15 protein-coding genes are annotated in these 17,137 nt (G+C 58.3%); 8 read left to right on the top strand and 7 right to left on the bottom strand.

Translation table 11 applies throughout. The features are described from left to right. Positions 1-127: 127 nt before the first annotated feature. From JL39_RS24895 to JL39_RS30625, 3 genes are all read right to left on the bottom strand, one after another. Complete coding sequence (locus JL39_RS24895) at positions 128-844, bottom strand: hypothetical protein (protein WP_037157013.1); 717 nt, start codon at positions 842-844, stop codon at positions 128-130. A 179-nt stretch (positions 845-1,023) separates the two neighbouring features. Then, entirely contained in the window at positions 1,024-1,752 is a 729-nt protein-coding gene (locus tag JL39_RS24890; RefSeq protein WP_037157011.1) for a ThiF family adenylyltransferase, read from the bottom strand. 306 nt (positions 1,753-2,058) lie between these two features. Beyond that, a complete protein-coding gene (locus JL39_RS30625; protein WP_052183095.1) occupies positions 2,059-3,417 on the bottom strand; it encodes a hypothetical protein in 1,359 nt (452 codons plus the stop codon). Between the two features lie 171 nt (positions 3,418-3,588). Here JL39_RS30625 and JL39_RS32010 point away from each other — a divergent pair, with 171 nt between their 5' ends. Both JL39_RS32010 and JL39_RS31285 read left to right on the top strand, forming a co-directional pair. Beyond that, positions 3,589-5,496, top strand: coding sequence for a DUF2384 domain-containing protein (locus JL39_RS32010; RefSeq protein WP_161784800.1), 1,908 nt, complete (start codon positions 3,589-3,591; stop codon positions 5,494-5,496). A gap of 62 nt (positions 5,497-5,558) precedes the next feature. Further along, positions 5,559-6,528, top strand: a protein-coding gene (locus JL39_RS31285; RefSeq protein ID WP_244446956.1) for an IS630 family transposase whose coding sequence is annotated in 2 segments (ribosomal slippage) — positions 5,559-5,912 and positions 5,914-6,528 — 969 coding nt in all. Because the reading frame shifts where the segments join, the coding sequence is not laid out codon by codon here. Between the two features lie 30 nt (positions 6,529-6,558). Here the strand turns inward: JL39_RS31285 and JL39_RS24870 are convergent. Continuing rightward, entirely contained in the window at positions 6,559-7,914 is a 1,356-nt protein-coding gene (locus JL39_RS24870) for a hypothetical protein (protein ID WP_037157007.1), read from the bottom strand. A gap of 2 nt (positions 7,915-7,916) precedes the next feature. Then, a complete protein-coding gene (locus tag JL39_RS24865) occupies positions 7,917-9,146 on the bottom strand; it encodes an ATP-binding protein (RefSeq protein ID WP_037157315.1) in 1,230 nt (409 codons plus the stop codon). A gap of 342 nt (positions 9,147-9,488) precedes the next feature. Between JL39_RS24865 and JL39_RS24855 the strand changes: the two genes are divergently transcribed. Further along, a complete protein-coding gene (locus JL39_RS24855; protein WP_152601255.1) occupies positions 9,489-9,869 on the top strand; it encodes a hypothetical protein in 381 nt (126 codons plus the stop codon). A 69-nt stretch (positions 9,870-9,938) separates the two neighbouring features. Here JL39_RS24855 and JL39_RS32005 read toward each other — a convergent pair whose 3' ends face one another. Next, the gene (locus JL39_RS32005; RefSeq protein ID WP_161784799.1) at positions 9,939-10,094 is read right to left on the bottom strand and encodes a hypothetical protein; all 156 of its coding nucleotides are present in this window, start codon (positions 10,092-10,094) and stop codon (positions 9,939-9,941) included. A gap of 466 nt (positions 10,095-10,560) precedes the next feature. Between JL39_RS32005 and JL39_RS24850 the strand changes: the two genes are divergently transcribed. Next, a complete protein-coding gene (locus tag JL39_RS24850) occupies positions 10,561-11,178 on the top strand; it encodes a hypothetical protein (protein ID WP_037157313.1) in 618 nt (205 codons plus the stop codon). 43 nt (positions 11,179-11,221) lie between these two features. Then, positions 11,222-13,144, top strand: coding sequence for an AAA family ATPase (locus JL39_RS24845; RefSeq protein ID WP_037157001.1), 1,923 nt, complete (start codon positions 11,222-11,224; stop codon positions 13,142-13,144). Positions 13,145-13,251: 107 nt separating this feature from the next. Here the strand turns inward: JL39_RS24845 and JL39_RS24840 are convergent, their stop codons facing one another. Further along, a complete protein-coding gene (locus tag JL39_RS24840; RefSeq protein WP_037156999.1) occupies positions 13,252-13,677 on the bottom strand; it encodes a hypothetical protein in 426 nt (141 codons plus the stop codon). Positions 13,678-14,050: 373 nt separating this feature from the next. Between JL39_RS24840 and JL39_RS31800 the strand changes: the two genes are divergently transcribed. From JL39_RS31800 to JL39_RS24830, 3 genes are all read left to right on the top strand, one after another. Then, the gene (locus JL39_RS31800) at positions 14,051-14,242 is read left to right on the top strand and encodes a hypothetical protein (RefSeq protein WP_152601254.1); all 192 of its coding nucleotides are present in this window, start codon (positions 14,051-14,053) and stop codon (positions 14,240-14,242) included. 124 nt (positions 14,243-14,366) lie between these two features. After that, complete coding sequence (locus JL39_RS24835; RefSeq protein ID WP_200884001.1) at positions 14,367-14,909, top strand: hypothetical protein; 543 nt, start codon at positions 14,367-14,369, stop codon at positions 14,907-14,909. A 50-nt stretch (positions 14,910-14,959) separates the two neighbouring features. After that, on the top strand, positions 14,960-17,137 hold the full coding sequence (locus JL39_RS24830) for a Mu transposase C-terminal domain-containing protein (RefSeq protein WP_037156997.1): 2,178 nt from the start codon (positions 14,960-14,962) through the stop codon (positions 17,135-17,137).

Raw genomic sequence — 17,137 nt, 5'->3', positions numbered from 1 at the left:
GCAATCTTGAAGGCCGAGGCATCATGTCTACCCGATCTGGAGAACCATCCAGAAGAACGTGAGCTAGGGTCGCGAAACGACCGGCCAATCTACCCTCGATAACAAAGTTTTGCGTGGGACGGCGACATCAAAATTCAAGATCGGCAGCAAGCTCTTCTGGTTGCCTCACCCGTATCGTGCTGGGCGGCGTGGAATGACCTATGGCCTTCCACATCCATCCCTCCGCGTTATCGGGAACGTCCTGCATTCTGAGCCGCTGCTTATAGAGCTTTTTCATCGCCGCGAGGCGTCGGGCGAACATGGGTTCCTCCGACACTGGCTTACCTTCCGAGGCTCCTTCCCATTCCAGGGTGAAGGCCTTGAGAACCATTGTGCCGCCACGGCGCTTGAACGTCTTATCCATCGCCGCTGTGATCGCTGGCCAGATGCCTGGATGTGGCTTCGCGATCACTAGCCGGTCGAAGATGATCAGCGGCTCGCCGCTTTCCATCGGATGGTCGAATTCCTCCCAATGGTCCATGAGCATTTCGGCGCACTCGTAGTCGGCTTGGGACCTGGCGTCCGCCGACAGGACGAACTCGCGGCCACCCGGAAAACCGTGACATGTGTCCCACTCGCGGAATCTGGCGATAGCGTGGATTTCCTGTCCGCGACGGCAGATGAGTTCGAAGTCACGAAACTTGAACTCCTCGTCCTCGCTGAAGAAATTGGATCGACGGCAGGTCGTAACCAGTCCGTCGCCCTCGATGATGAACAGCTTTCGAAGCTCGGAGAACACTCCGTCCTCGACCGTGGCGACGAGTGCAGCGGCCCTTCTTTCCAGAATCCAGCTCCGTGATCGCATCCATGCCTCCGAGATCATAATCTAGTCGGCGGCGTGACGGCAAGACAAGTCCGACGGACAGTCAAAGAGACGTTCGCTATACGCGTCCCGTTTCCCAGCCGAAAGGGAGACTACGGCAGATTTCGCAGTATGAACGTACCTCGGCTGGACCCTGGATTTTGGTCCAGCCGAGCATCGATTTATTTAGTCGGTCGCGAGCTTCCGTTAACGAAAGCGGCCGCCATAACTTCATCTGGCATGTGTAAGTTCGCCGGATTTCCGGTAAAATTGAAAGGGGCCGCAAAGACAGCGTAAATCTGAAGAATGCCTGACAACGCGGCAGAAGGAGGCCATACAGGCCCGTCGCCACCCTTTGTCCACTCGGTCTCGAAATACTTGCTTGTCACTCCTGCATAAAGGCCTTTGTAAAAGCCCTGCACATACTTCATGTTTCGTTTCGCTGCCTCCTCGGGCAACGCCTTATTTAACGGAACATAGTCGACACCGTCGAAGAGAACGGTGCCAAAGTAAATGTCATTATCGCCAGGATTTACAAAGCGCTTGATCGTCTTGATCTGCGTTTCTGGTCGGAAAATTTTGACGATGTCAGCTGTAGCCTCAGACTTGGGTCTGCCGATATCCGAAGGGCGAAAACAGGTCCTGCCAAGATCGTCCGCACTGACATCCGAGGCATCGATAAGCAACATCTCCTTTACGCCGCACATCGCGGCAAACACGGCAGGCCAGCACCCGCTTCCGCCCGTGCCCAGTACAGTAATCTGCTCTGGGATAGATATCCCTTTGAGCCCATGCATAGCGGCAGTGATATCAAATGGCTGGGTTTGAGCCATTGCGGGCCCAGCGGATACAAGACCCAAAGTAGTTCCGGCGGTGAGAATAAGCAAATCTCTACGATCAATTTCCGTCATTTCCACTTCCTCCAAAGTTTCAGAAAAGACCGATTGCAGGCGCAACGTAGCTCAGCCTAAGGTTTATCGCAATCAGCCCCTCTCGTTGGACATCTCCTGATCGAGATCAGGCCATCCAAGCATTCTCGCCAAGGGTCGCGGCCAACGAGGCTGCCGCGACGGAGGAAGCCGAGGACTTGCGTCGGCATGCGGGCGTCGTTGTCTGGCGGCGCGGTAACGATCCCGTCGTCGAGGAGGAGGGCGAGCCGGAAGTGATCTTCACGGCCGACAGGGCTGGAGACTTCGCGTGAACAGTCTCGATGCCGTCTAAATAACGGTGGTCGGCCATCCGAAACCGAACCGCCCGACGTAGTACCTATCATGTAGATACTCGAGGTCCTGTTCCCAGTGGCGGATTGCCTCGTCGTATTTGTCGTTGTTCTGGTACTTGAAATTCTTTGCGAACGAAGCCAGGCAATGGGCCATCTTATGTAGTCGGATTGAGGAGGCATTCGGGCCCCACTCCTCCATGTACAAGCGATCGAAAACCGGAGGCAGGGCGTTCTCGAAAATCCTCGACAGGAGCGCGTGGCGGTAAGATGAATGCTCACCCTCTTTGCCGACCTTGTAATCAAGGTATTTCAGCATGCCTTCATGTCGCAGATCGCGATACTGTTCTTTGCGCCTGCCACCCGGAGCATCCGTCGTCGGCCATCTAAAATAGGCATCGTCAGCAAGCGTCTTCGCGCGCCGACCCCATTCCTTCGAAATTGCCGTTGCCAAAACAGCGGCTTCCTGGTGCCTATGAGTTTGCGATTTGTCACCGGTTATACGAACAGCGTTCTTCCACATACTGAGGAGCTTGTACGGGTCCTGATCGGGCAGCGTCTTCACGAGGCGCTGCACGTTGATCTGGCCAGACAATCGGGCGATCTTCGGTTGCGCCGCGCGCGCTTTCGCTTTCTTCGACGATGGCTCGTAAGGAGGCACAGGCTTGTTATCGGGATTTGGTAGCGCGACGAGCTTTTTTCCATCTGCCTTCAGGACACCCGCCTTTTGAAGGTGTCCGACAACCAAGCCGAAGGTCTCGGAAAACGATGTCCTCCTGAAACTTCCCGGCTCGCAGACCGCGAGTTTGATTTTATCCGGTGGGACACGCAACGACCTGGCGACGGCGCTCCGAACGGCAGCCCTTTGAACCGCTTTCCCTTTGACTGTGGCCAATACGGCCTCCATGATTTGGTCAGCTCCCGGGATTGCGAACGGCTGCTCTAAAGGCGAGGCTCTCTCCTTCGCCTCGGTCGCCGGTACGCTCTTCGGCTTTGGTGGCCGGCTGTTCTTAGTCCCAGTAAGGATAGATACAGTCCTCGCCGTCAGGGCGATTTCGACGTGCTTATTGTCCGTGGACGCCGAGCTAGCCAGCCCCTTTTCGACCATGGAGGCTGCGTATTTCTCCAGGTCAGCCTGCAAGACAACACCATCCGAGCCATCATGATGGTAACTCAGCTTGCCGGGGTGGAGCGATACCGATCCCGTGAAACCCCGTCGAGACACCTGCGCAGTGACTTCCGCCTCTATGCGAGCCTTGACGACATGCCAGCGCGTTATGACCACCGATCTCGCGCTGACGCTGACTGGCTTGCGGGCCGGCTTTGGTCGCTTCGTTTTAGTTCTCTTCGGCTTCATCCCGTGTTCCCCCAAAACGACAATAGGCAACCGCGCGAAGCGGCGTCAACATCACGACATACGAGCTTCCGGAACCAGGAAAACCGGGCTAACCTCGTCCTTCCGATATGATTCACGGCGCTGATGGCAACGAAGATCACCATTGCCGACCTCTTTCCCGACGACAAGGGTATGATCCTCGTCGCCAAGGACGCCGTCGACGGTTCGCCCCGTCATATCTCCGAGGTCGCTAACGGTAAGGCCTGCGGGTGCATCTGTTTCGGGTGCGAGCGGCCTCTGATCGCCAAAAACGGCGGCGATGCATCCCGGATGTCCCACCATTTCGCGCACCGCCCCGAGGACATAGTCTACGACTGCACGACGGCAGGCGAGACGGCGCTCCATGTCCGCGCCAAGGAAATCATCGCGCAACACGGTCGGGTGACCCTGCCGCACACGACCACACCAGGCCTCGATGGCAAGCCCGTCGAGGTCACGCCGGAGCGATCCATCGACCTCACGGATGTCCTCCTTGAGATGGCCGCAGGCGAGGTGATCCCCGATGTCACGGCGACGATGCCCGACGGCCGCAGGCTCTTCATCGAGATCGCGAACACGCATCCCTGCCCGCCTTCGAAGATAGAGAAGCTGAGTATCATGGGTGTGGAGGTCCTCGAGATCGAAGTCGCGAGGTATCGCCATATCCCCTTGGACGAACTCGACGAAATCATCCTGGACCTCGCTCCCCGCAAACTGATCCACAGTTCAGAGGTCAAGGCCATGGCGGCTAAGATCGCGGAAGATCGCCAAAGGCAGCAGAACGCGGATCGAGCGGACGCCCAGCGGCTCGTCGACATCTACCGCGAGGGCGACCCCAGAAACCACAAGCAGGCGCAAAGCCTGGTGGACGCGATGGTCCGCCGTGGCTTGTCAGTTCACGTCGATATCGACGACGACAGGCCGTCCGCCTTCATCGTCTACCGTCGGCAATGGCAGGCGGCCATCTTCGACAAGCTCTTCCAGAACGACTACAACCAGCCGATCACCGCATACGATATCGCGGAAGCCTGGTCCGAACGATGGGCGAAGCCGGGGCTGCGGTATGTGAAATCCGATTATGCCCGCTGGATTGCCAAGGAGGTCGCGGAGGATTTCAAGTCGCCCTACGAAGAGATTGCCTCCTACCTTGCGCGCCTGCAGGCCGCTGAGGTCGTGTACAAGGCTTCCAGAGGCGGAGCCTACTACATGCATCACCGCTTCAAGGAAGACCTGAAAGCCCTGATCGTGAAGGAAGGCCTGCCCGCGAAGCGCAGAAGCCAGCTCCTCGCGGCCCTTCAGGCCATCGCGGACCTGATGCAGCCGTACGATGGCAGGCTCGAGGAATTCGACGGCTGGCTGAAAAAGCGGGCGGCGGAGTACGGCATCAGGGATCGCGCGCTGCTGGCCAACGAAGGCGTTGAGTTCGCGGACTTGTTGGCGCGCCTGCATCGCATCCCCGTCGCCGTGAACGCGATGCAGCGGTCGCATCAGAACGAGCCGCCCGAGGACATGGTCGGTCTCGCCTTGGAGGGCATGATCCAGCGTCTCAGGATCGAGCGCGACCTCGCCCGCGAACATGCAGAGGCGGAGCGCGCCGCCTGCCGTGAGCGGGAAGCGGCCGAGACCGCCGAGCGGTTGGCACGGGAGGCCGCCGATCGCGTTTTTAAGATCGAGGAACAGGCCCTCTTCGTTGTCAAAGACGTTGATGTATTCCTTCGGGCTCCCCTGCCTGGCCATGGCGGCAGGACATCACGGGAACTCGCGGCGGAGAGCATCAGCGGCTTCATGGCCGTACAACGGGAGCTGGACAGGATCAGGGACGCCGACCGAGCGGTCGTCGAGGCCGATAGGTTGCACAAGGACATGGTCGGCAAGCTGTGGGAGCGGGTCTACAACCGCATACCTCGCCGCGACCTCGCCGATCTATGGCCGAATCAGAGGTGGCCGGAACTCGGCGGCATCAAGCCGATCGATTACTGCAAGGACAAGACGACGCTGGAACGGTGCTTCGAAGTCTTGGAGGACTTCGCAAAGGCCCAGCAGAAGCGCGGTAGACGCTAAAGCACGTTGCGGTTTTCCTGATTCAGGATTCTCAAAGTCGGTGATTTATGGTTCATTTGCCCATGGAAGGAGAACCGCCATGGGCAAGCCCGCATCCAATCGAGTTGCGTGCGCGTGTTGTTGCGTTTGTCGAGGAAGGCAACAGTCACCGGGAGGCTGCCCGGCATTTCCGGGTTTCACCAAGATTTGTGAACAACATGGTGATCCTGAAGCGGGTATCTCGAGCACTTGCGCCTGCCAGGCAAGGGCATCTGGGCGGCGGTAAACTGGCGGGGCACGAGGAATGGGTTCGTTCACGGTTGGCCGAGAATGGCGACCTGACGCTGAACGAATTGTGTGTTGAGTTGGCCGGGCGTGGCGTCTCGGTCGATCGCTCGACGGTCAGCCGCCTTCTGTATCGGCTGGGGCTCAGCCATAAAAAAAAGCCTGCAGGCAGCCGAGCAGTTGCGGCCGCAGATCGCCCGCGCCCGTGAGCTCTGGATCAACCGGCGCAAGCAGTTTTTCAACAAAGCATTGGCGCGGTTGATCTTTATCGACGAGACCTCGACCAAGACAAAGCTGACCAAGCGAATGGGATGGTCGCCAAGGGGAAAGCGCTATCGCACCCATGCACCGTTCGGCTCCTGGAAGACCCAGACCTTCATTGCTGGCCTGCGTTGTCATGGTTTGACAGCACCCTGGATCGTCAATAGGCCAATGAACGGCGACATCTTCGAAACATGGATCGAAACCCAACTCGCCCCGACGCTCTCGCCCGGCGACGTCGTGATCCTCGACAATGTCGCCTTCCACAAAAGCAAGAGAGCCGAGGAACTGGTCAAGGCGAAAGGTGCCTGGCTACTCTTCCTACCGCCCTATTCACCGGACCTCAATCCCATCGAAATGGCCTTTTCCAAGCTCAAGGCCCTGTTGCGAAAACGCGCAGCACGGACCTTTGATGCCCTCTCAAACGCTCTCGGCGAGATCTGTGATCTCTTCTCGATCACAGAATGCCGAAACTTCTTCAAAGCAGCTGGGTATGAGGCGGAATAGATGCAAAATGCTTTAGCGGTTCAAGACGCATCACCAGTACATCGCGACGATCTCGACATCCAAGAGCCTCTCATCGGGAACTAGAACCTTAGGCGCTGCGACCTGATCCAATGGGACAGCTGCCTTGGTCTGAGATGGAAAGAGCGATAGCCCGCTCATCCTCCTTGCACTTTCCTTCAGTCCTGCATCGGTTTCGGCATCGACCTTCTGGCCAACCATCGCGGAAATTTCAGCTCCGATAGCTGCAAAGGCGTTTCGCTGCCCGGAGACAGTTTCAGCCCTCTCCTTCAGCGATCCGATCATGCCACTGATGGTGTCGAAATCCACATCCTCCGCCGATTTGTCGAAAGTGGCCAGCAGATCGGACGCGTATTGATGCAAGGCAAGACCGAGCCGGACTTCATTCATGCTTTCCTTTCGGATCGTCGGTGTGCGGTCGAAAGACATGAGGCTTGCGGAGTTGATCTGATCAGCAATATCAGGCGCGAAGTCCTTCATCAGATCGGCAAGCTTTACTGGAAGCCAAGATTCTTGAAGGCCATTCTTTGAGAACCTGCAGAGGATTGTAAACTCGGCCTCCGAAAACAGCACCCGACGGATATCTTTCCAGTAAGCGAGATGCTCGGTGACCCCAACGATCACAAGCGGTTTCGTATCGACATCAAGGTCCGCTACCGCCTTTTTGTGCACGACGTAGTCTATGCCCTCGATATCGATTACGCAGTAATCGACCGCCTCACCACGGATAGGAATCAACCCAGCGAGAAGTCGTTGGAGCAGTTTGCCGATCGCTTCAATTTCTCCCATGTCGACAACCGTCTTGCCAGCCTCAAAAATCCTCGGGTAATCTTTGGCCATACCGACGAATTCAGAGACCAATGTGTCGATATGGAATACCTTGTCGGCCGATAACTTGACCTTGAATTCCGCGAGAATTCCGCGCTGGAGGCGATCAGAGCGGATGGCAGCGGACGCTTTTTTACAGCGTTGCACGTCTTCCAAGTCTGCAAACGCAGCCACATCATCGATGCGTTCGATCATGCGGAGGCCAGGCTTGTTGTAGAACTCCCTAAACCACGATTGAACTGTCGCCTTACGCAAAGTTTGAAGCGTGCTGCTATTGCTGGTCTGAAAGCGGGAGCTGATCTCCGCCTTCCCAATCACCGCGTCAGAAGCGAGCTTAGCCTGCAACTCGCCCAGATCGGTGGCAACCTTCTGCTCCGATGTTGTGTCTGTAACCCCACCCGCCTGGGACGACAGAAGACTTCGGAGACTGACCTCATCGAGATAGACGAATTCTCGTAAAGGCTCGGGGCGCACGGCTACTTCGGGCTCTACGGGATGAATGGTGCGCTTGCGGCGGAGCCGACGGTACCAGGACAACATATCTAGCGTGCCTCCTCTATGGCAATCTCACGCCGCGGCCGTAGACTCACCCGCTCAAATGCAATCGCCACATCCTCTGAATTGATCTTGTCGCGGCCATCCGATGCTGCCATCAATGCCGCCTCGGACCAAAGCGCAGTAAGCTCCGCCGCAGACCATCCAACGGATTGCTCAGCTACATCCTCCAGAGGGAGATCGCCTGTTGTCTGCAGCCGCCTTGCCCCCACTTGGAGGATCGACAATCGGTCCTCAAAAGTCGGCTTGCCGAACTCGATTTCCCAATCGAACCGACCAGGCCGTGTCAGGGCGGGATCGAGAGAATCGACGCGGTTCGTGGATGCGATCACGACTATGTTTTGCTCGTTCTTAAAACCATCCATAAGCGTCAGCAACTGAGCTACCAGCCGCTTAGAAGCTTCATGGGAATCCTCTGTGCGTCGTTCCGCTATGCTGTCAATTTCGTCGAAGAATATGATCGCTCGGCCGCTTTGGCTTCTGGCGGCGGCCTCGAACAGCTTTCGAAGTCTTGCCTCTGTGTCTCCCACCCATTTGCTGACTATCGAAGGTCCGCTAATGAGGTAAAAATCGGCGTCGGTTTCGTTCGCGACTATGCGCGCCAGATAGGTTTTCCCCGTCCCGGGCGATCCAGTGAAAAGAATGCCTTTAATCGGTTTGGCACCAATGGACAGAAGGCGACCCCGATTCTCGAACTGCGTCGTGATGAGCTCTCGCGCACGCGAAATGACGTGCGGATAGCCACCGAAGTCTTCGAACTTCGGTCCAGACCCGGCTTTCTCAACCAGGTATTCCCGGCGTAGATCACCTTCTGTAATTTCAGTATCACGGAGTGAAATAGGGCTTTCGGACACAACCGCGACAAGCCCCTCGAAGTCATTGAATTCGACCGTGTTGTTCACGGACACAACTATCTTTCGGTGATTTTCTATCCGTTTGAGAGCAATCCCATTATCGATGAGGAAGCTTCCATCCGGCTCCAAGCGCCGTACAACGGCTATTGAGTTCTGCACCTTGAAGAAATTCGGTGGTGCAGCTCGCCAACTTGTGTCTCCCAGCAGAATTACCTGGCCTACCTCTGGCAACGGGCCATTGGTGACGTTGAATCTGTGTACATTTCCAATCTGACTTAGGGCATCTACGCCCCTATCATCATCATTGACTGCCAAAACCCTCAATGGGATTCCGGTAAATCTCTCTTCCGCAACCTCACTCAATCGTTGGCGCTCCTCGATAGCAGGCATTGCAACAGATAACATGCAAAGAGTGTCACGCCAGCCCCGACACCATCTGCTCCGCAACCATTTATTTCAGCTGAATTTCCTCGCGATAGCAGGAGGCATCTGGACCGATCTCGAATGGACAGTTGCAATCAAAGGGACAACGCTTATACCGAGGAGGACCAGAGAGATGATGAAGTTTGTGAAAGTCTGGATCGGGACAGTTATTCGGAGACGAAATGTGACGGAAGAACCGCAATTGGATAGCGAGACGATTGACGTTCTGGAGCAGGTCGCGAAGGCAGCGCGGACACGGCCTGGAAGGAAAATTGAGGACGCTTGGGCGGACTTCGAGTCGCGGAAGCAAGCATTGCGCGACGCAGCGGACAAGCCGACATCAGGTCTCCGATTTTAATGGCTACTCTTTTTCATACCACAGATGATGACTTCGATCGGATTTACACGTTTCTGTACAAGCGATCGGGGGCCGAAATAGCAGATCGGTTCACACGTTTAATTCGTGAAGACGCTGAAGCCGTTGGACAAGCCCCATTCGCGCGACGCGATGGGTTCAATTTTCATCGTGGACGCAACGGTTACTTCTTATTCTTCGAGTTTTTCGAAGGCGAGGCAAACATCTACGCTATCTTTCATGAACGAGAAAGATACGCTGATGTTGTAGCTGACCGCGCGGAAGAATTTTGGCAAGAATTTGAGTAACAAGTATGAGGCGCGATCATGGCATGCAAAACACCTGTTGATAGGCGTTTTGCATGCATATGCATCGTATTAGATTTCGGGAAGTTGGTCCAACCTCTCCCCAAGCAGGAGAAAGACCTCAAACTCCTCCCTGAGGTCTTCGAATGTCATCGGATCGCACCCGTAGGCACTGAGGTCGGCGAGATCGACGATGTAGTCGGACATGACACGGTTGGCATTGAACATGGCAATTGTCTCCTGTTCCGCGCGCCGATGGCGGCGGGTCTTGTTCTGAATCAATGGAAGGCGGCGATCCCTCTCGGGATCAGCGACCTATTCGAAGCGGGAGACGGGCTACGGACATGGTGGACACACCCTATGAAATGACGAAAACGGAAAACGCCGTGATGGCGTAAGCCGACACGGTCATATTCGCGCGCTGATCCTGCGAACCTGGGTCATCGATTTTGTCCTTTGAGCGGAATGGTCGTCGCTCAGGCCGCCGACAAATAATCCGGAATTTCATCATGTCAACCGGGCTCTCCCGAAAAAGTTGACGAAAATTTTTTTGCAGAGCCCGGTTGCTTTTCACTTTTTGTTCTCTATTTATTCCCGTTATGAACAAGACCCCACGCTACCTCATACGAATAGGTTGACCACTCGCTGCCGCGACGACCGCGGCGACGACCAACTGTTTTTGTCCGAGGATGCCATGGGAATTGCCAAGCAGGCCGCCACGTTGCGCGCCGCCAGAAACTCCGCGTCGATCAGAACCTATCATCCGGCTGGTACGGTGAAGTGCGACGGGGTGCGCCTGTTCCGCTCTCAGACGGCCCGCGACGTCGGCTGCCTGCTGGACGTCAACCCGTCGGTGGCATCGTGGCGTTGTATGCCGATGCCATTCGGCGCTGGCGGGATCGCCCATATTCCCGACTTCCAGGTTTTCGACAAGGACGGTGGCATCCTCTATCTCGATGCACCCGACCGGATCGTTTCGGCCGATGTCACCGTTATCGCGTCGGAAGCCCTGCGCCTGAACGCCCGCTACAGGTTACTCAGGAGGGGCGAAGTCTATGACGGCTTCAGGCTGCGGAACGCTAGGGACCTGTTGCGCTATGCCGGAACCGTCACACCCCTCGGGGATCGGCTCCGCCTGCTGGCCGCGCTCGATGAGTACGGCTCCCTCCCGCTGGCCGAATGCCTCAAGGCCTTCCAGGAAACCAGGCCCGTTCCCGGGATCGCATCCCTCATTCTCCATGGGTACGTCGAAGTCAATCTCGACGACGCGCCGCTTGGCCCCGAGACGGCGGTGAGGCGGATATCGCGGTGATCTGATCCCGCATGTCCGACCCTCAACCATGAAGGAGCTTCCGATGTCCTACAGATTAGCCGGTCGGCCGAAGTCGCCACCGCCGCTCGCCATTGCCGTTGCGCGATGCGGCGTCCGCCATGCCCTTCGGCCTTTCCTTCGCCGCGAGAACCTCGCCTTTATCGCCGTGCTCATCACCCCCGAGGACACGGCTGACTACTATCGGCGTGCGGTGTCCGGCCTCATCCAGGACCCCGCGCATGTCGATGAGTATGGTAACGATACCACCGCGGTATTCACCGTCGCCGAATCCACCATCGATCCAAGGACGGTCTACGACCGCATCAAGTTCGCCCGCCAAGTGGTGGTCGTCACCGAGAAACGCGAATACCTGCCCGCCGACTTTCTGGCGGGTGCCGATCTGGTCAAAGACGTGGGCAGACCTACGCCGGAGCATTTCATTGCGGCGGCCCGGGAGGCGAAGGTGCCTGGTATGACCAGCGGGCACGCCGAGTTCCTGTCAACTAGATCGCTCGACGCGATCCTGGTGTCGGTCAGGCAGACGCGGCCGCTGATGAGTTCGGTGCGCCAGATGAAGCGCATTGCGGCGCGATCCGTCGAGCCGAAGCCGACCCCGGTGCGAGAGAAATCGCCTTTTGTGCGTCTTGAAGACATGCATGGCTACGGAAAGGCCAAGGACTGGGGCCTCCAGCTGGCAGAGGACCTCCAAGCCTGGCGTGCGGGCGAAATCTCGTGGGACGATGTCGATCGTGGTGCGTTGCTTTACGGTCCGCCAGGTTGCGGGAAGACGTCATACGCGAAGGCTTTGGCGGCGACCTGTGATATCGACCTGATTGCCGCTTCGGCTGCTAAATGGCAGTCAAAAGGCCATTTGGGTGATTACCTCAAGGCTATGCGGAAGGCGTTCGAGGAAGCGAAGAAGAAAGCGCCCAGCCTGCTCTTCATCGACGAGTTCGACTCGTTCGGCGATCGAGAGTCTGCGGGAGATGACGATCACCGCGACTATCGTCGTCAGGTAATCAACGGCCTCCTCGAATGCCTCGACCCTTCCGAGGGGCGTGAGGGCGTCGTCGTGATCGGCGCGACCAACAACCCTACGGTCATCGATCCAGCCCTTTTGAGATCGGGGCGACTCGAAACGCTGGTCGAAATCCCGCTCCCCGATAGCGATGCCAGGATCGCCATCCTGCTTCATCATCTGCGTGGTCATCAAATCGAGGGCGAGCTGCATCGGTTCGTTTCGGCGACGCGTGGATGGTCGGGCGCGGACATCGAGAAACTCGCCCGCGACACCCGGCGCATCGCGAGACGCCGTAAGCTCGCCGTCACCGAAAGCCTGCTCCTGGAGGCTCTGCCGGAGTGCTATGTCATGACCCCGGAGGAGTTGCGTCATACGGCTGTCCATGAGGCCGGCCATGCGATCGTAGGCGTCCTGCTTTCATCCGATGTGCTGACCAGCGTCCACGTCGAGCGAGAGGTGCCTTTGCTAGGCATGCGGCAGGTCGCGGGGCGGGCCACCTTCGAACCCGCCAGAGGCATCATCAGGACGGCGGCGTATTACGACGGCAGGATCGCGATGCTGCTCGGCGGGATCGCGGCGGAGACGGTCGTGTTCGGTTTTCGCGCCGACGGTGCCGGCGGCGTACCTTCTTCCGACCTGGCTGTCGCCAGCGATTTGGCGACGCAGGCCGAGCGCCATTACGGTCTCGGAGATACGCTTTCGGTCGAACTCGGCAAGGGCAGCCGTCCCTTCGAGTATCTCCGTGATCGCGACCCCCAGCTTCGTCGTCTTGTCGATGCACGTCTCAAGGCGCAGTTCGATCGTGCTGTCGGTATCCTGACCGACAGGCGCGCCGAACTCGATGGCTTGGTGGACATCCTTGTGACCAGGGGGCGAGCCACGGGCGACGAGGTCCGGGCAATGCTACTCGTGGAACCCAGAGATACCGCATCCGTCAGGACGTGACGGCTAGCGGTCAGGCTCTGCCCTTCGCTCGAGAGAGGGGTGGAGCCGCTACTTACAAGACATCATGGACATCGTCTACGAAGGCTACGACATCGACGAACTGAACGTCAGGCTGTCCCCCACTGCAGAGCCCAATAAGGATCGGCCGGCACCCGGCTTCTAGTCTTTTGAAGAGCCGCAGCGTTTGCGATCCTGTCAAGGCCGATGACACGAGCCGGCGAACTCTTCAGGCAGTGTTCATAGTCGAGAAGCGCGCCTGAGCCTGTCATCTGTTCGAAGCGTCGCCATTGTGAAAGCAGTTGCTTTAAGGCGTCAAGTAGTTCCCATCCCGGGACGGAAGGGGTGACAGATAGAGCTTTCTCAAGCCTGTCGATCCATATCGCGAGTGCGGAGACATCTCCCAGAGTTACACAGCATAAGGCGATGTCGATCTCGAAGGGATCGGATGAAATCCGCTCCAGCGGAGGTCTAGCCTTCATCTCGACGTACGAGCCGATGGCATTGCGGATAGTGTTCATCTGACTGTCGAGCATAGTGATCCCTCATGCATCAATGATCAGGAAGGGTCTCTGTCGGCGCAATCAGGTCTTCCGTAAAAGGTCTCGATCCTTGCAGAGATCGGCACCGAAAAAGTTAATAAAGCACGCGTGCGCGGGGCCGGCATTAAGGACTTGTTAATTTCCGACGCGTAGAGAGCCGGTCCCCGCCGACGTGCACCAGAACAGTGCACCATGGCTCAGGATCAAAACGCCTCTAACCGGGCGGCAGGAAAACGGAGAAGCGAAATGCTCATACTACGAATAGGAGGTTTTGACTTCTCCGAACGAGGCTAGTCCTCTTTGTGAAAAGGCATCTCCTCCAGCCAATCCTGCATGTCGCGTAGTGACAAGGTGGAAGGAGCCGAGCATGAACATCGCCCATACGGTCGCCCGTAATATCGCGCTCAAGAAAGCCGGATTCGGTTTCGTTGTCGACCGCCGCCGTTCGCCTATGCCTACGGCAGCATCATCGCGCCAGTACGACGCCCCCGTTCTCCAGCTCAAGGTAAAGCACGGCCGTACCGAGGCAGGGGGCTGTAAAATACCGCGGCGGCGCTGACGCCAGCCAGCGCCGCGAACACGCTCTTTACTGGAAAGACCCGACCGAAGGACACGCCACGCGGCGTCCGGCGCTTCGTCAGGCCAAGACGGCGCGCGGCTTCACGGTCTTCAACGGCACCGTGGTGTTCCATGAAAGCGAGCTGGAACATCGTGTATCGACGATCATCCAGGCGCGAGCCGACGTGCGGGAACTGCACTCCCAGTTCCCCGTCCTGCCGTTCGCCGACGACGATGGCGTGGTCCACTACCACACCTTCGATTACTACGTGGTGTTCGATGATGGTTACCGCGTGGCCATCGCGGTGAAGCATGCCCGCAAACAGGGGCAAATCCTCGACATGTTCGACCGGATCGCAAAGCATGACTTCTCCCACGTCGCGGACGACCTGCGCCTCATGATGGAGGAGGATGCGACCTATGAGGTATTCTACAATGCCCACGACATCCTGCGCGCCCGCGAGCATTTCGACGAGGTCGAGTACGAAACCGCCCGGTCGATCGCGAAACGTCTCGCCGGACGCTTCCGGTTCGGAGAGCTGCTGCGCGATTGCCCGCACCTCGGTGCGCGTCGAGACGCCGTTTGGCAACTGATCGACGACGGGCTGCTGATCCCGCTCTCCCCTGGGCGCATTTCCGACATGACCTGGCTGACCGTGCCGTCCTGACCGTCTTGCCCGCGCCGCCCTATCGTTTCCAACGGAGTCCAGAGACCTCGATGCCGAACCACGCCCTGCCTGCGCTTGTCTACCACCATTCCATCGTCGAGATGGACGACACCGACCGGTTTACCAGCGGCGGCAACAACTACATTCCGTTGCGCGCCGACGGTGACGGCTACGTGATGCGTCACGAGGATGACGGTCGCGAGGTCTTCATGAGCCACGCGGAAATCCACCGCCGATTGACAGAGAAGCGTGCGACTATCCGATACGGATACAATAGCGTCCCCGAACAGAAGCTCCGTCTCATCTGGGGCGATGAACACTTCGAAGGCCTCGGTCCCGAGAAGCGCGTCCTGCCAAACTTCCGCGAAAAGCTCATCCTGCGCTACGAGGACGAGTGCCTCAGGATCGGGAAAGCGCTCCCTCGCTCGGAAAAGAAGCTCCAGCCTCTGCTCGACGCATGGGCCGAGGAGATCAACAGAGGCGCGCAGGGTGAGCGTCGCAAGCGCGGTGATCGAGGGGCCGTAGCGTTTGGCGCTCCGTCGGTGCGCCAGTTCAACCGCGACTATGCCGATTACATGGGGTGCGGGAGGAAGACGCTCGCACTGGCGCATCGTCATCACGGCCCCGGCAAGCGCCTCTTCATGAGCTGCCCCGAGAGCCTGGCGGTCGCTTACCGTGGAGCGCGTCGCTACCTGTCGCGCAAGAAACCCACCAAGGCTCACTGCTACCTGCTTTATCGGGCCGAGCTTTTCGAGATGAACCAGACGCGGACGACAAAACTGCACATGGTCTCGCGAACCAAGTTCGAGTCCATGATCAACCGGTTCGACGAGTTCGAGAAGGACGCGAGCCGCCACGGCGAGAAGTGGGCAATCGACAAGTACGCCAGAAACCTGCGGACCTACGACATTCTCGCTCCCGGACAGCGCGTCGAGATCGACGAAGTCAATGTCGACCTCATGACGCTTCTCGTCGAAACTGGCTTATACGAGGGCCTTCCCGCGCGGGTGCGCGCGAAAATTCCGAAGGTCCGCATCTGGTTCGTGGCAGCGATCGACGTGGCGACGCGGTATGTCCTCGCCTTCAGAGCTACGTTCAATCCGACTGCGAACGCCGCCATCTCGGCGCTTCGCATGATCATGACGGACAAGCGGTTGCTGTCGCAGTCGGTGGGGGCGAAAACGCCCTGGATCGGCATGGTGAGACCGAAGGAGGTCTATTCCGACAACGGATCGGCGTTCATCGCCGAACCCACGCGCTCGGTCTTCAAGGCGGCACTGGTCGGCACGACATGCCCGCCCGCGGGAGACCCTGCGCGCCGCCCGTTCATCGAGGCCATGTTCCATTCCATCGGCCCGATGATTGCCCAGTTCTTCGATGGCCGCACCTTTGGCTCCGTTGCCGAGAAGGGCGACTACGACCCGGAGGAGTTCGCCACCGTGACCACGGACGAGTTCGTCCGGATGTTCACCTACGCGATCTGCGACATCTATCACAACAAGCCGCACGCATCGCTCGGCGGGAACTCCCCGCACAATGCCTGGGTCCGCGCCACGCAGGAGTATCGCGTAAGGCAGGTGCCGTCAGACGAGGAGATGCTCCACATCTTCGGCGTGCCTTCGAAGCGTCCCATCTCGGACGATGGCATCACCTACCAGGGCATCACGTACGGGAGCGACGAACTCAACGTCCAGCGGATGCGTCACGGCAAGAAGGAGTTCGACATCAAGACCGACCCGGAGGATGTCCGCTGGATCGCCGTGAAAGGCGACGAGGGCTGGTTCACCGTGGAGAACACCGTCGGCATCGCCGACGACATCACACTCACCGAGTGGATCGCGGCCCGCAAGCAGGAACTCGCGCACAATGCCAGGGAGGCCGAAGACGGAATGGCTGCAATGTACGATGCCGTGAACAGGCTGCGCCGCGCCGGAGAATCCGCGACGGTCAGGGCGCACCTGAGTCCCGCCATTCCCGATGCCGAGGAGCATGAACGCATGGAGCGCGAAGTCATGCGTGGCTGGAAGCCCGGCACGCGCCGATCCGGTCCACTGCCGGAACTCGTGTCGGAAATGTCGCCACCCGCCGATCCTCTCCGCGGTCCCCCGAGGCGCGCCTTGCCGATCGACAATCTGAAATCCGCCCCTGTCGTGACCTCTGCGGAAGAAGTGGCTCCGTCGCGGCCGATCCCGATCGTTTCCACGCTCGACTACAACGAGGACGACTGA

Source organism: Rhizobium sp. YS-1r, from assembly GCF_000757525.1.
Classification (GTDB): domain Bacteria; phylum Pseudomonadota; class Alphaproteobacteria; order Rhizobiales; family Rhizobiaceae; genus Neorhizobium; species Neorhizobium petrolearium.
This window is presented reverse-complemented; position numbering and strand designations above follow the sequence as displayed.

Coding starts and splice junctions, on each gene's coding strand:
- JL39_RS24895 (WP_037157013.1), bottom strand. CDS start 844: ATGCGATCACGGAGCTGGATTCTGGAAAGAAGGGCCGCTGCACTCGTC.
- JL39_RS24890 (WP_037157011.1), bottom strand. CDS start 1,752: ATGACGGAAATTGATCGTAGAGATTTGCTTATTCTCACCGCCGGAACT.
- JL39_RS30625 (WP_052183095.1), bottom strand. CDS start 3,417: ATGAAGCCGAAGAGAACTAAAACGAAGCGACCAAAGCCGGCCCGCAAG.
- JL39_RS32010 (WP_161784800.1), top strand. CDS start 3,589: ATGATCCTCGTCGCCAAGGACGCCGTCGACGGTTCGCCCCGTCATATC.
- JL39_RS24870 (WP_037157007.1), bottom strand. CDS start 7,914: ATGTTGTCCTGGTACCGTCGGCTCCGCCGCAAGCGCACCATTCATCCC.
- JL39_RS32005 (WP_161784799.1), bottom strand. CDS start 10,094: ATGTTCAATGCCAACCGTGTCATGTCCGACTACATCGTCGATCTCGCC.
- JL39_RS24850 (WP_037157313.1), top strand. CDS start 10,561: ATGGGAATTGCCAAGCAGGCCGCCACGTTGCGCGCCGCCAGAAACTCC.
- JL39_RS24845 (WP_037157001.1), top strand. CDS start 11,222: ATGTCCTACAGATTAGCCGGTCGGCCGAAGTCGCCACCGCCGCTCGCC.
- JL39_RS24840 (WP_037156999.1), bottom strand. CDS start 13,677: ATGCTCGACAGTCAGATGAACACTATCCGCAATGCCATCGGCTCGTAC.
- JL39_RS31800 (WP_152601254.1), top strand. CDS start 14,051: ATGAACATCGCCCATACGGTCGCCCGTAATATCGCGCTCAAGAAAGCC.
- JL39_RS24830 (WP_037156997.1), top strand. CDS start 14,960: ATGCCGAACCACGCCCTGCCTGCGCTTGTCTACCACCATTCCATCGTC.